The sequence below is a fragment of the Actinomadura luzonensis genome, from assembly GCF_022664455.2.
Classification (GTDB): Bacteria; Actinomycetota; Actinomycetes; order Streptosporangiales; family Streptosporangiaceae; genus Nonomuraea; species Nonomuraea luzonensis.
Window position 1 is genome coordinate 3,328,918 of the sequence record NZ_JAKRKC020000001.1, and the last position, 12,492, is coordinate 3,341,409.

Sequence of the window (12,492 nt, forward strand, 5' to 3'; positions counted from 1 at the left end):
TCACCGCCTTTTTCGGCTCCTGCTGCCGGCCAGTGCGCCGATGCAGATCCCGACGACGGTGCACGCCACCAGCGTGACCCACAGCGGGGCGATCACCGCCATCGTGAACAGGCGGATCACCGCGTCCTGCCGGTTCTGCAGGATGAACGCGGCCGCCAGCACCAGCAGCACGAGCGCCAGCCAGACGCGCGGCGGTATCGCCCCGAGACGGCCTCGCGGGCCTTGCTCTGCCACGAATACCTCCAGATGGGTGTGAGCGCCGGTGTTTCGATCAGGCCTTCACCAGCGCGACCGGAAGGGCCGCTCGCGAGGAAGCCCGTTTCCGCCGGCACAGGGCCGGTCTCGATACGGGCTCGCCTCCCGGGCACGGCCGGCCGCCGGCAACGCCGCCCCACTGCGATGGCCGTCGTCCAGCACGGCACGCTCATGCGTGCGGTGAAGGTGTCGAGGCGGCCGGCGGGCCGGCTGATCGGGACCCAGGCGACGGCCGGCATGCCGCCCAGCAGGCCGAGGATCATGCCGAGCAGGAAGCCGCCCAGGTTGGAGTAGACGAACGACGCCAGCGACAGCAGCACCGCGATCAAGCCGGGGAACAGCCCGCGTCTCACGCCGCGCCCGCTCTGCGTTGCCGCCCTGCCCGCCGGTGAGCCGGAGCGTGATCGTACCCCCGGGCGTCGGTACGAGCGCGCTCGTGCACAGCTCGGTGACCGCGGCCCGCCGGACGCCGGCCACGATGACGGGGAACGTCCGGCCCTTCCTGGTGCGGTCCACGTCGGTGGCCACGGAGAAGCCCTGGCCGCGCAGCTCGCCGGCGACAGGAACGAGAAGCAGACCGAAGCGCTTCCAGCGCACGCGGGCCTGCTCGGCCATGATGCGTTCCCTTTCACGTAGGCCCAGCAAGCGAGCCAGAACTCTGTTACACACAGTCACAGTCCGGTCTATTGCCGAGCATGCGGGACATCCACGGTGCTCGTCGACCTACACGCCGGACGCCGCAGCGCTCATGGCGTGCTGCTGGACAAATTTGCCCACATCTAGAAGGGCAGGCAGTTGTGCTGGGCAGGGTGTCCGACAGATGTGCGCAGCGACGCCCTTCGGGGGTTGATGCGACCGTTCACGGTATCCCGACGCCTTTCCCTGGCGATCAGATGCGAAGGCTCAGCCAGTCGGAGCCGCCCAGAAGATGCCCCCACATTCGGGCGAGGTGAGCTGAAGCCGGCCGGCCGGCGGCTTCTTCGTCGTCCTCTCCGTGCCCTTCACGGCCCGGCGGCCCGGGCGGGCAGTTTGAGCGCCGCGGGGACGCCGAGCGCGGCGACGGCCGCGAGGAGCAGCAGCGCCGGCCCCATCGCGCCGCCGAAGGCCGCGGCCGTCCACGGCGAGCCCGCCGGGCCGGGCGCGAGGAGGGTGATCGTCGCGGTGGCCAGGGCGATGCCCACCGCAGGGCCGACGTTCAGCACGGTCTGCTTCAGCCCGCCGGACACGCCCACGTCCCCGACCGGCGCCTCCCGCACGACGACGGCCGTCGCCGTCACCATCACCGTGCCGAACCCGGCCCCCATCAGGAGGAACGCCGCCATCATCGTCGGCGAGGCGGCCGACCTGTCCACGCAGGCGAGCAGCAGCATCCCGCCGCTGACCAGGGCCATCGCCCCCAGCACCGTACGGCGGGCGCCCTGCCGGCGCAGGAGCACGGCGGCGACCGGCGCGCCGGCCACCATCATCACCGCCAGCGGCAGCACGTGCAGCCCGCTCTCCAGCGGGTCCAGCGCCAGCACCTCCTGCAGGAAGTAGCTGCCGACGAACAGCGCCCCGAACATCGCCGCCGAAGCCGCCAGCAGCACGGCCAGCGCGGCGGTCAGCGGCCCCGGCGCGAGCACCTGCCGCGGGATCAGCGGGTGAGCGGCGACCCGCTGGTGCCGGGCGAACGCCCCGCCCGCCACGGCGGCCGCACCCAGCCCGAGCGCGCTGGACCAGGTCCAGCCCGTACGCGGCAGCTCGACCAGCGCGTGCACCAGCCCCGCCAGCGCCACGGCCAGCAGGCCGGCCCCGGCCGGCCCGAGCCGATCCGCCTGCCCCGCACCGCGAACGACCCCGGCCGCGCCCGGCGCCGGGACGCGGCGGGCTCCGTCCGAGTCCGGGACGCCGACGGCTGCGTCCGGGCGCGGGAGGCGGATCGCCGGGGTGGCCGCGGCGATCGCGAGGGCCGGAACGACGTTCAGCAGGAACACCGCGCGCCAGCCGAACTGGGCGGTCAGCGCGCCCCCGACCAGCGGCCCCGCGGCGGCGGCGAGGCCGATGGCGCTGCTGCGGACGGCGACCGCCATGGGGAGCCGGTCGGCGGGCAGGGCGGCGCGGAGCATCCCGAGCGTCGCCGGTTGCAGCAGCGCGCCGAACACCCCTTGGGCGACGCGCAGCCCGATGACCCAGCCGATGCCGGGTGCCAGCGCGATCGCCGCCGAGGTGACGGCGAAGCCGAGCGTCCCGGCGGCGAAGACGTTGCGGTGGCCGTAGCGGTCGCCGAGCCGCCCGGACAGGACGAGCAGCGCCGCCACGGCGATGAGGTAGCCGGTGCTGGTCCACTGGATCTGCGCGAACGTGGCGTGCAGGTCCCGTTGCATGGCGGGCTGGGCGATGGTGAGCACGGTCCCGTCGAGGGCGACGACGACCGCGCCGGTGACGCTGGCGGCCAGCGTGAGGTGCGGCCGGGGCGTCACCGCGGCTCCGGCCCGAGGTGCGCGTCCAGGGTGGCGCGGAACAGCGGTTCGAGTTCGGCCGCCCCGGTGGTGAGCTGCAGGCTGCCCCAGCTCCAGAGTTGGACGAGCCCGTGCGCGTTGGCCCAGAGCGCGCCGGCGGCGACGCGCGGGTCCGCGCCGGGCCGCACCCCGGCCCGGGTCAGCAGGCCCACCACCACGTCGAACAGCGGCAGGCTGGCCTCCCGCAGCCCCAGGTGGTTGCTCTCCAGCAGGTCGTGGCGGAACATCAGCTCGTACATGCCGCGGTTGTCCAGCGCGAACCGGACATACGCCCGGCCGAGCGCCGCGAGCTGCGCTCGTGGATCGGCCCGGCCGTCGCCGAGCGCCCGCGCGACCTCCGCGCCGAGAGCGGTGAAGCCCTCGCGGGCGATGGCGGACAGCAGCTCCAGGTGGGTGGGGAAGTAGCGGCGCGGCGCTCCGTGCGAGACCCCGGCCCGCCGCGCGATCTCGCGCAGCGACAGCGCCTGCGTCCCTTCCTGGGTGACCAGTTCCACGCCGACCTTGACCAGACGGGCGCGCAGCCCGGCGTCCTCATGCATAGACACTGTCTACCAGTACGACGTAGACACTGTCTACGCCGCGCCCGCGCCTGCCTCCAGGGCAAAGGGCAAGCCGTCATGGGCGACGACCCGCGACTTCAGCGCGTGACCGCAGTGGGGGCGACCGGGCATGACCAGCACGACCACCTGGGCCGCCCCCGGAGATCAGTTCTCGCGGGTCCAGAGGGGCGCGATCCGCTGCTCGCGGAATCGCCAGCCCGCCGGCGTCCGCGCCAGGGCGCCGGTCACCCGCAGGCCACCCGTGAAGTGGGGCGCCTGGCCGTCGCGGTAGTAGAACACGAGCGAGTAAGCCGAGACAGTCGCCCGATCGCCGTCGACCTCCGCCAGCAGGTCGGTGGTCAGGTGCTGGGCCCGCTGCCCCTCGACGTCACTGCGTCGCATGAAGTCGACGATCGCGTCGATGCCGTGGAGCACGCCCCCGCGCGGCGAATGCACCGCCACATCGTCGGCGAAGACGGTGGCGACGTCCTCCCATCGCTTCTCATCGAGCAGGCGTGCGAAGCGGGCGAACAGGTCGGCGATCTCAACGCGGTCGGCGGTCGAGGTATCCGTGGACATGGCGTCCTCTTTCATTCGGTGAAATAACGTTTGTGCCTCTAACGTTTCCGACGTGAACGAATCTACATCGTTAGTGGGGCGAACGCAACAGGGGTACGATCACCATCATGAGCAGCAGAGACGAAGCCGCCGACATGCCACACGACGGCAAGACGCAGACGCCGGAAAGACTGCGCCGACGAGCCAGCCGCCTGCTGTCAGGCATGACCGCACGGTCGGACCGGCTGGTGAACGAGGGACTGGCCAAGGCCGACGCCCGCAAGTGGCACTACGCCGTGCTGGCCTCGTTGCAGGAGCACGGCCCGGCCAGCCAGGCGACGCTGAGCCGGCGCACCGGCATCTACCGCAGCGACATGGTCGGCGTCCTCAACGAACTGGCCGAACGCGATCTCGTCGAACGGATGCCGGACCCCGACGACCGCCGCCGCAACGTCATCACGATCACCACCCAAGGCCGCCGGCGCCTGCGCTACCTTGACCAGGTCCTCGACGACCTCCACGACGAGCTGCTCGCCCCGCTGACCCCCGCCGAACGCGACCAGCTCGTGCAGTTGCTCACTCGCCTGCTGGACCACCACACGCAGGCGAGTGAGCCTCCGAGCTCCTAACCCCCTCCACCCTCCTGGGGCCGCCCCCAGGTAGCGATCGATGTCGCAAGGACGGCACGGTGCAGATCGTCTACTTCCGAGTCTCCACCGCGACCCAGTCCCTGCCGCAGCAGCGCGCCAGCCTCACCGAGGCCGGCCTCCTCGCGCGTTCGGCAAGATCGCCACCGAAGCCGGTCTCCCCGTCACCCAGAGGCAGACTCCGTCAGCATATGCTGACAAATCGCGTTCGTCAGCATATGCTGACGCCATGGAGGTAGCCAAACTGGCCGAGGCGACCGCCGACCAGGACCCCGGTGTGGGGCTGGCAGCGGTGGCCGCGCTTCGGACCCTGCTCGAAGAACTGGAAGCCGTGCACGTCTCCAACGCCCGCGCCCAAGGCTGGTCCTGGGAGCGGATCGCAGACGCCCTCGGTGTACGGCGGCAGACCGCCCACCGCAAGCACGCCCGCCGCACGAAAGGATGACGCGTGTTCGACAAGTTCGCAGAAGGCGCCCGCCGCGCCGTGGTCAGGGCCGGCATCCTGGCGCTCGACGCCGGGCGGCCGGCCCTCGACGCCGACCTGATGCTGCTCGGCCTTGCCGAGGTGCGGCCGTTCACGCTGCGCACGTTCACCGCGACCGCCGCCGCTGCCGTACGAGAACGCGTGGACACGAACGACTCCAGGACGCTGCTCGCCACGCTCGGCATCGACCTCGACCGGGTCCACCGCAGCACCCGCTCCGGCACCGACGACCCGAGAGCCTGGAGCCTGCGCCGCACCCCGGCCCGGCCGCTGCGGGTCGTGCTGTACGGGCCGCTCGGCCAGCTGCCTCTCGCCATGCACGCCCGCAAGGCGGTCGAGGTGGCCGTGTGGCGGGGATCGGGCCGTCCGGCCACCGGCGAGGACCTGTTGTGGGGGCTGCTCGCCGATCACGCCAACGGCGCCGCCCGCATCCTCACGGACGCCGGCGTCGACCTGCGCGAACTCGTCCGGGAGCTGCGGGGGTCCGACGCTCGCCGGAGCGCCTAGCTCGGGTCGCGGAGCGCCGGGATCGGCTGGTGACGCGGCGTTACGGGCGGTCCTCCCACTGCTCGACCGTGGCCCGGGCGCCGATGCGGTGCAGGCTGTCGAGGGCTTCGAGGTAGGGGCCGGTGAAGGCGGGCCGATGGCGGAGGTCGCCGAACAGGGTCTCGTCCTCGAGGAAGGCGAGGGGGTCGGTGAGCCGGCGGGCGGCCCGGTCCGCGAGGTCGGCCCGTCGCCGGTCGACCACGTCGATGCGCCGCCCCTGTTCGTCGACTCCTTCCGCGTACCTGGCCCAGCTCGCGACCACCAGGGCGGAGCGCCGGACGTCCTGGCCTTCCGCCAGGCGGGCGAGGGTGACGGGCAGGAGGAACTTGGGGATGCGGTCGGAGGAGTCGGCGCACAGCCGGGCCAGGGTGTCGCTGATCTCCGGGTTGGAGAAGCGTTCGATGAGCTGTCTCTTGTACCCGGGCAGGTCGACGCCGGGCACCGGGCCGAGGGTCGGCGTCGCCTCCTCCTCCAGGTAGGCGCGCAGGAACCGGGCGAACGCGGGGTCGCGGCAGACCTCGTGCGTGAACCGGTGGCCGGCCAGGTAGCCGAGGTAGGCCAGGGCCTGGTGGCCGGCGTTGAGGAGGCGGAGCTTCATCAGCTCGTACGGCTCGACGTCGTCGACGAACTGGACGCCGACGCGTTCGAGCGCGGGCCGGCCGGACGGGAACCGGTCCTCGACGACCCACTGGTGGAACGGCTCGCACACCACCGGCCAGGCGTCCTCGACGCCGAACTCCTCCAGCAGCCGTTCGCGGTCGAGGCGGGAGGTGACCGGGGTGATGCGGTCCACCATCGAGCTGGGGAAGCTGACCTCCCGGTCGATCCACTCGCCGAGCTCCGCGTCCCTGAGACCGGCGAAGGCGCTGAGCGTCCGCCGCGCGACCTCACCGTTCTGGGGCAGGTTGTCGCAGGACAGGACGGTGAACGGCGCGGTCCCGGCCGCCCGGCGCCGGGCGAGCGCCTCGGTCAGGAAGCCGAACGCCGAGGACGGCCGTCCGCCGGCGCGCGCCTCGGCGAGCACGGCCGCGTCGGCCTCGAACTCGCCCGTGCTCTGGTTGACGTGGTAGCCGCCTTCGGTGATCGTCAGCGAGACGATCCGGACGGCGGGATCGGTGAGCGCGGCGAGCACCGCTTCGGGGTCGTCCGGCGCGAACAGGTAGCCGATCATCGAGCCGATGACGCGGGGACGGGGCGGGCGGTCCGCCTCCTTCTCGACCAGCGTGTAGAGGGTGGACTGGGCCCGCAGCGCGTCCCGCATGGCCGCGTCCTCGGCCCGGACGCCGACGCCGACGATGCCGAACCGGGCGGCGTCCGGCTCGCCGGGCTCGCCGAACAGCGCGTCGAGGTACATCGCCTGGTGCGCGCGGTGGAAGCCGCCCACTCCGAGGTGGACGATCCCGGCGCGAAGCCGGGTCCTGTCGTAGCGCGGCACGGGGACCCGCGCCGCGATGGCGGGGAGGTTGTCGGGGGAGAGTCTCATCAGGCTTCCTGTGTCAGTGGTCGTTCGCGATGCCGGACCCGAGCTCGGACAGGGCCGGCGGGTCCGCGCCGCGGCGGGTGACGGTGACGCCGGCGGTCAGGGCGGCGAAGCCGCCGACGGCCCGCAACGTGTCCGCGGGGATCGCGCCGGGTCCGCGCAGCGCATCGGCGAGCTCCAGCTCCAGGACCTTGCGGAGCAGGCCGGACAGGTAGGCGTCGCCCGCGCCGATCGTGTCCACCACCCGCGCGGCGACCGGGGGGACCTGGACCCGGTGCGCGCCGGAGGCCAGCAGGGAGCCTCCGGCCCCCGCGGTCAGCCCGACGAGCGACACGCCGAGTCCCAGCAGCCTGCCGGTCACGTCACCGGGTGCGTGGCCGGGGTAGAGCCAGGACGCGTCCTCGTCGCTGAGCTTGACGATGTGGGCGTGCGCGCAGAGGCGCTCGAACCGGCTCCGGACCTCCTGCCGGGGCGGCAGCAGCGAGGGCCGGATGTTCGGGTCGAGGCTCACCACGGCCCCGCGCCGTCGCGCGGCCTCCAGGAGCTCCCGCACCCGGGAGGCGCCGGGCTCCAGGAACAGCGCCAGCGAGCCGGCGTGCACGAGGCCGGCCTCGGCGACCGGTACGTCCGCGCGCAGGTCCCAGGTGACGTCCAGGTCGTAGGTCGCCGAGCCGTCGGCGGCCAGCGTCGCGGTGGCCACCGAGGTGCGGGCTCCGGCCGGCTCCGCGGACACGACCTGCGTGCCCGCGGCCCGGAGGTGGGCGCGGATCCGGTCCCCGTAGCGGTCCTGGCCGAGCGCCGTCACGAACTGGACGGGCACCTCCAGCCGTCCGAGCGCGACCGCGACGTTGAGCGCGGAGCCGCCGGGCGTCACGGACCTGTTCCCGTCGTGATCGGCGATCACGTCCATGACCGACTCGCCGATCACGACGACGGCCGGGGGTGGTGGGGTCATGCCGATATCTCCTGTCCTTGATCGTCACCGTGGGGCGGACGATCACTGGAACCGTTTGACCACGCCGTCCGCCAGCGTGTCCGCGGCGGCGGCCAGGTGCATCCCCGCCGCGTCCAGCCGGCACAGCAGCAGGGTCGTCTTCAGCGTGTCGGCGGTCAGCGGGCGGGCGAGCAGCGCGGAGACCGCGTGCTGGTACGCCGTCCGCAGACCTTGCTTCTTGGCGTGCAGGGCGCGTTCGGCGGCCTGCCGGGGCGCGCGCGGCAGCAGCCGGACCGCGTCGCCGAGCTCGCCGACCCCCCGGGTCAGCGCGGCGAGCACGGGACGGAAGGCGTCCCCGTCGCCGAGCGCGAACAGGTCCGCCTCGCGGACGAAGTCGCGTACCGCGTCGAGCACGTCGTCGACCGAGCGGGACAGCCGGAACAGGTCCTCCCGGTCGATGGGCGAGCTGACGCTGCGGTGGAGCTGGGCGACCAGCAGGCCGCGCCGGGTGTCGCCCTCGTGCTCGATCTCGCTGATCCGGCTCCGGGCGACGTCCGGGAGCAGCTCGCCGCCGGCGAGCGCGGCCGCCAGCGCGACGCCGTCCTCGGCGGCGGCGAGCTGGTCGAGGATCAGCCCGGCGAGCACCTGGTCGTTGCGTCCGGACAGCTCGCGGAACAGGTGGCGGAGACGGAACGGCATCAGCGGATCGCCTCCAGCGTCAGGCATCCCACCGCACTGACCGCGAACGCCGCCGGCAGGGTCAGCAGCCAGGCGCGTCCGAGCCGCGCCACTCCTCGCCAGCGCACCCGCCGGGCTCCTCCGGACAGCCCCGTGCCCACCATGGCGCCGGAAAGGGACTGGGTCATGCTCACCGGGGCCCCGAGCGCGGCGGTGCCGAGGACGACGCCGGCGCCGGACAGCTCGGTGACCACCACCGCGTCCTGACGGCCGCTGGTGAGCTGCCCGGCGAGCGCCGCGGCGAGCCTGGGCAGCCCGATCATGCCGCCCACCAGGAAGCAGCCGGTGACGATGGCGAGGGCCGCCGGCGACGCGGCCGGCGCCGCCGGGCCGCCGCTCTGCACGGCGGCCCAGACCGCCAGCATCTTCTGGCCGTCGTTGGCGCCGTACGCCAGGCAGGTGGCGATGAGCGCGCCGGCGTGCAGCCGGCGCAGCCGCCGGCCCGCCCCCTCCGGCGCGGGCAGCGCGCCGACCAGCTTGGTCACGGCCAGGGCGGCGAGGGCGCCGGCCACCGGCGACCCGGCGGCGACCAGCAGGACGAGCCCGACGACCGGCCAGTTCACCGCGGTGTGAGCGCCGACGCCCGCCCCGGCGATGCCGCCGATCAGGGCCAGGGTCAGGCTGGTCGGCAGGCCGCGCGCGGACAACGCGGCGGTCACCAGGATCGCGCCGCCGACTCCCGCGGCGACGGCGAGGCCGGCGTCGGCGCCGTCGAAGGCGACCAGCCGCCGGCCGAGGGTCGCGGCCACCGCCGTGCCGAGGACCACCGGGGCGGCGGCGACCGCGGCGGCGAGCAGGACCAGCCCAGTGACCGGCCGGAACCCGGGGATGCGCAGGCCCATCCCGACCAGGGCGCCGGCGTCGTTGAAGCCGGTGAAGGCGGCGAAGAGGGCGGCCAGCGCGATACCTCCCCAGCTGATGTCCGTCATCGGCGTCTCCTCAGGGCTTCGCGCGGGTTCTTCGGGTACGGGTCACTCCGCTCAACCGGTCCGGGCGGCCAGCAGCGAGGCCAGCCGGTCGACGGTGACGGTCTCCAGCGGGACGACCACGGCGCCGTGGCCGTCGGCCAGGGCCCCGCCGTCCTCGGGCACGGCCACGACCAGGCAGCCCGCGGCCAGCGCCGCCGCGATGCCCTTGGCGGAGTCCTCCAGCGCCACGCAGTTGCGCGGGTCGGCGCGCAGCCGTTCGGCCGCCGTCAGGTACGCCTCCGGATGCGGCTTCGGGTGGGTCACCTCGTCGCCGCACACGACGGTGTCGAACATGCCGGGGTCGAGCTGGGCCAGCACCTCGTCGACCAGGACGCGGTGGCTCGACGTCACGAGCGCCGTGGGGATGCCCTGCCTGCGGACGGATTCCACCACGGACCGGGCGGCCGGCCGCCACGGCACCCCGAGGGCGAACAACTGCCGGGTGCGTTCCAGCAGCCACGCGGCCGACTCCTCGACGTCGGCCTCGACGCCCAGGTCCTCCTGGACGATCCGGGCGGTGTCCCGCAGGTTGCCGCCGACGACCCGGCGGCGGGTCTCGGCCGACAGCCGGCCGCCGAGCATGGCGGCCAGATCGGCGAGGCTGACGTCCCAGAGGGGTTCGCTGTCGAACAGGGTGCCGTCCATGTCGAACAGCGCCGCTTCCAGCGGGGCGCCGCCCGCAGCGGCCGTCATCGGCCGGCCTCGGCGAGCCAGCGCCGCAGCGTGCGGGGGTCGTCGCTGGTCGTCCCGTCCACGCCGAGGTCGAGCCAGTGCCGCAGGTCGTCCTGGTCGCGGGTGGGCCAGCCGTGCACCGGCACGCCCTCGTCGTGCAGCCGCCGGACGACGTCGGCGGTCAGCCCTTCGCCGCCGCTGTGGATGCGGCAGGACCCGGTCTCCTCGATGAGCTTGCGGTAGCCGCCGGGATGGGCCTCGGCGTCGGTCCAGCTCGACACGATGATGCCCCGCGCGATCTCCGGCAGCTTCCCGGCCACGGCGACCATCGCCTCGACGGAGAAGCCGGTCAGGATCGTCCGCCGCGCGTAGCCGGGATGGCGGGGGAAGAAGTCGGCCAGGCCGTCGATGGCGGCCAGATCCTTGATCTCCAGCTGGATCAGCCGCGTCGTGGCCTGGTACATCTGCTCCAGGGTGGGCACCCGCTCGCCCCCGCCCACGTCGACCGAGCTGATCCGCGACCAGGGCAGCTCCGCGACCGGGCCGAGGCCCTTGCCGTCCGGCCCGGCCGCGACCCGGTCGAGGGTCGCGTCGTGCAGCATGAAGAGCTGCCCGTCGGAACTGATGCGGACGTCGGTCTCCACCTCGTCGACGCCGACTTCTTCCGCCACCCGGTAGGAGGCGAGGGTGTTCTCGGGGGCTTCGGCCATGGCGCCGCGGTGACCGACGATGGCAAATGTCACAATGATCCTTTCTCGCTGCAATGCTGATGGTCAAGTGAGGGGCCGCGCCGCCGCCCGGCGGCGCGGGGGGACCGGCGTCAGGACACCAGCCGGCGATACTTCGGCAGCACGCGCCGGATGGCCGGGTCGAGCTTCTGCGCCGTCTCGCGCAGCACCTCGGCCGGGCGGGCTCCGGAGGCGTACACGGCCTCCAGCGCGAGCACCATCTCGGCGACCGTCTCGTTCACGTACCGGCGCATGACGTCCGGCTGGCGGGCGCGGCTGAGCTGATCCTGGGCGACCTGGTACGCGGGGGTCGCGGCGTTGCGCTTCCTGATCTCCGGCGAGGCGAGGGACGTGGCGGTCACCGGCAGGTAGCCGGTGTTGAGGCTCCACTCGGGCGCGCCCCTGGTGATGAGGTACTTGACCACTTCCCAGGTCGCCTCCTTGCGGGCCTTGGTCGCGTTGCGCATGACCGCCAGCCCGCTGCCTCCGGTCGGCACGCCGGGCGCGTCCTGCTCGGGCAGGAAGGCGGCGCCGATCTCGAACGTGGCCGCCTTGAGCAGCGAGGAGAGCGCGCCGGTGGAGTTGCAGATGGTCGCCGTCACGCCGGCCGCGAAGTCGGCGTTGATGTCGCCGGACAGGTAGGCCATCCGGTCGTCGTGGATGAACGCCCGGTCGAACTCCAGGGCGGCGACGGTCTGTTCGGAGTCCAGCCGCGGCGTCATGCCGTCGGAGTAGGCGCCGCCGAAGGCCCACGTCGAGCCCTGGAAGTACCAGTCGTCCTTGCCGGTGTAGCCGCGCATCTTGACCGGCGAGCCGCGGTACGTGAAGCCCTTGAGCTGGCGGCCCCATTCCCGCAGCTCGGTGAACGTCTTCGGCCCGCGGTCGGGCAGCCCGGCGCCGGCGAAGATCTCCTTGTTGTAGTAGAAGAGCGGCGTCGAGCGGGCCCAGGGCAGCCAGTAGACCTGGCCCCGGACGGTGCCCTCGGCCAGGAAGCGCGGGTGGAAGGCCGCGGGGCCGAAGCTCGCGTCGAAGTAGCCGTTCAGCGGCTCCAGCGCCTCGGCGAGGAAGTAGCGGTTCCAGTTCACGTCGCTGAGCGTGACGAGGTCGGGCACCTGGGCCAGGGCGAAGCTGGCGGCCAGTTTCGAGTCGAGCGCGGGGTATCCGGGGAACAGCTGGATCTCGCAGAAGATGTCCTGCTGCGCGGCGTTGAACCCGTCGATGACCGTCTGCAGGACCTCGGCGTTGTGGGAGGTGAAGGCGCTCCACAGCACCACCCGCCGGCGGCGCGCGAACCGCGCCGGCACCTGCCCGCTCACCTGGGCGTAGTCGCCGGGCTGGCGGCCGACGCAGCCGGTCAACGCCAGGCCGGCCGCGGCCGCGGTGGCGCCGGTCAGGAGCCGGCGGCGGCTGAGACTGGTCCTGGTCACACTGATTCCTCTCTGATC

The 12,492-nt window shown here is 73.4% G+C and carries 14 protein-coding genes and 2 pseudogenes; 3 read left to right on the top strand and 13 right to left on the bottom strand.

Features of this window, described 5'->3' with window-relative positions:
• The 6 genes and pseudogenes from MF672_RS16275 to MF672_RS16295 all read right to left on the bottom strand — a co-directional run bounded on the left by MF672_RS16275 (position 1) and on the right by MF672_RS16295 (position 3,871).
• Positions 1-234 (bottom strand): LapA family protein, encoded by a 234-nt coding sequence (locus MF672_RS16275; RefSeq protein ID WP_242375183.1) that lies wholly within the window; start codon positions 232-234, stop codon positions 1-3.
• A 254-nt stretch (positions 235-488) separates the two neighbouring features.
• Positions 489-608, bottom strand: a pseudogene (locus MF672_RS52135) (DUF6114 domain-containing protein); the annotation flags it as partial.
• Between the two features lie 19 nt (positions 609-627).
• Positions 628-870: pseudogene (locus MF672_RS52140) on the bottom strand (DUF6230 family protein); the annotation flags it as partial.
• 386 nt (positions 871-1,256) lie between these two features.
• A complete protein-coding gene (locus MF672_RS16285; RefSeq protein ID WP_242375156.1) occupies positions 1,257-2,714 on the bottom strand; it encodes an MFS transporter in 1,458 nt (485 codons plus the stop codon).
• A complete protein-coding gene (locus MF672_RS16290; protein WP_242375155.1) occupies positions 2,711-3,292 on the bottom strand; it encodes a TetR/AcrR family transcriptional regulator in 582 nt (193 codons plus the stop codon). The genes MF672_RS16285 and MF672_RS16290 overlap by 4 nt, the downstream gene beginning before the upstream one ends.
• A 165-nt stretch (positions 3,293-3,457) precedes the next feature.
• Positions 3,458-3,871 carry a nuclear transport factor 2 family protein gene (locus MF672_RS16295; protein WP_242375154.1) on the bottom strand — a complete coding sequence of 138 codons (414 nt, stop codon included), beginning with the start codon at positions 3,869-3,871 and terminating at the stop codon, positions 3,458-3,460.
• A 203-nt stretch (positions 3,872-4,074) separates the two neighbouring features.
• On the opposite strand from MF672_RS16295, the gene MF672_RS16300 reads away from it, so the two are divergent.
• The 3 genes from MF672_RS16300 to MF672_RS16310 all read left to right on the top strand — a co-directional run bounded on the left by MF672_RS16300 (position 4,075) and on the right by MF672_RS16310 (position 5,488).
• On the top strand, positions 4,075-4,479 hold the full coding sequence (locus tag MF672_RS16300) for a MarR family winged helix-turn-helix transcriptional regulator (RefSeq protein ID WP_242375153.1): 405 nt from the start codon (positions 4,075-4,077) through the stop codon (positions 4,477-4,479).
• 247 nt (positions 4,480-4,726) lie between these two features.
• Complete coding sequence (locus MF672_RS16305) at positions 4,727-4,942, top strand: helix-turn-helix domain-containing protein (protein ID WP_242375152.1); 216 nt, start codon at positions 4,727-4,729, stop codon at positions 4,940-4,942.
• Positions 4,943-4,945: 3 nt separating this feature from the next.
• Positions 4,946-5,488 carry a Clp protease N-terminal domain-containing protein gene (locus tag MF672_RS16310; protein ID WP_242375151.1) on the top strand — a complete coding sequence of 181 codons (543 nt, stop codon included), beginning with the start codon at positions 4,946-4,948 and terminating at the stop codon, positions 5,486-5,488.
• Positions 5,489-5,528: 40 nt separating this feature from the next.
• On the opposite strand, the gene MF672_RS16315 is transcribed toward MF672_RS16310, so the two are convergent.
• The 7 genes from MF672_RS16315 to MF672_RS16345 form a co-directional block, all read right to left on the bottom strand.
• The gene (locus MF672_RS16315; RefSeq protein WP_242375150.1) at positions 5,529-7,010 is read right to left on the bottom strand and encodes a mannitol dehydrogenase family protein; all 1,482 of its coding nucleotides are present in this window, start codon (positions 7,008-7,010) and stop codon (positions 5,529-5,531) included.
• Positions 7,011-7,023: 13 nt separating this feature from the next.
• The gene (locus MF672_RS16320; protein ID WP_242375149.1) at positions 7,024-7,962 is read right to left on the bottom strand and encodes a carbohydrate kinase family protein; all 939 of its coding nucleotides are present in this window, start codon (positions 7,960-7,962) and stop codon (positions 7,024-7,026) included.
• A gap of 42 nt (positions 7,963-8,004) precedes the next feature.
• Positions 8,005-8,640, bottom strand: a complete 636-nt coding sequence (locus MF672_RS16325) for a DUF47 domain-containing protein (RefSeq protein ID WP_242375148.1) — start codon at positions 8,638-8,640, stop codon at positions 8,005-8,007.
• Positions 8,640-9,608: an inorganic phosphate transporter gene (locus MF672_RS16330; protein ID WP_242375147.1), complete on the bottom strand. Its 969-nt coding sequence runs from the start codon at positions 9,606-9,608 to the stop codon at positions 8,640-8,642. The genes MF672_RS16325 and MF672_RS16330 overlap by 1 nt, the downstream gene beginning before the upstream one ends.
• Before the next feature lie 51 nt (positions 9,609-9,659).
• Positions 9,660-10,340, bottom strand: coding sequence for an HAD family hydrolase (locus MF672_RS16335; RefSeq protein ID WP_242375146.1), 681 nt, complete (start codon positions 10,338-10,340; stop codon positions 9,660-9,662).
• Entirely contained in the window at positions 10,337-11,062 is a 726-nt protein-coding gene (locus MF672_RS16340; RefSeq protein WP_242375145.1) for a glycerophosphodiester phosphodiesterase, read from the bottom strand. The genes MF672_RS16335 and MF672_RS16340 overlap by 4 nt, the downstream gene beginning before the upstream one ends.
• Before the next feature lie 77 nt (positions 11,063-11,139).
• The gene (locus MF672_RS16345) at positions 11,140-12,474 is read right to left on the bottom strand and encodes an ABC transporter substrate-binding protein (protein ID WP_242375144.1); all 1,335 of its coding nucleotides are present in this window, start codon (positions 12,472-12,474) and stop codon (positions 11,140-11,142) included.
• Between the last annotated feature and the right edge of the window lie 18 nt (positions 12,475-12,492).

Coding starts and splice junctions, on each gene's coding strand:
- MF672_RS16290 (WP_242375155.1), bottom strand. CDS start 3,292: ATGCATGAGGACGCCGGGCTGCGCGCCCGTCTGGTCAAGGTCGGCGTG.
- MF672_RS16295 (WP_242375154.1), bottom strand. CDS start 3,871: ATGTCCACGGATACCTCGACCGCCGACCGCGTTGAGATCGCCGACCTG.
- MF672_RS16300 (WP_242375153.1), top strand. CDS start 4,075: ATGACCGCACGGTCGGACCGGCTGGTGAACGAGGGACTGGCCAAGGCC.
- MF672_RS16305 (WP_242375152.1), top strand. CDS start 4,727: ATGGAGGTAGCCAAACTGGCCGAGGCGACCGCCGACCAGGACCCCGGT.
- MF672_RS16315 (WP_242375150.1), bottom strand. CDS start 7,010: ATGAGACTCTCCCCCGACAACCTCCCCGCCATCGCGGCGCGGGTCCCC.
- MF672_RS16320 (WP_242375149.1), bottom strand. CDS start 7,962: ATGACCCCACCACCCCCGGCCGTCGTCGTGATCGGCGAGTCGGTCATG.
- MF672_RS16325 (WP_242375148.1), bottom strand. CDS start 8,640: ATGCCGTTCCGTCTCCGCCACCTGTTCCGCGAGCTGTCCGGACGCAAC.
- MF672_RS16330 (WP_242375147.1), bottom strand. CDS start 9,608: ATGACGGACATCAGCTGGGGAGGTATCGCGCTGGCCGCCCTCTTCGCC.
- MF672_RS16335 (WP_242375146.1), bottom strand. CDS start 10,340: ATGACGGCCGCTGCGGGCGGCGCCCCGCTGGAAGCGGCGCTGTTCGAC.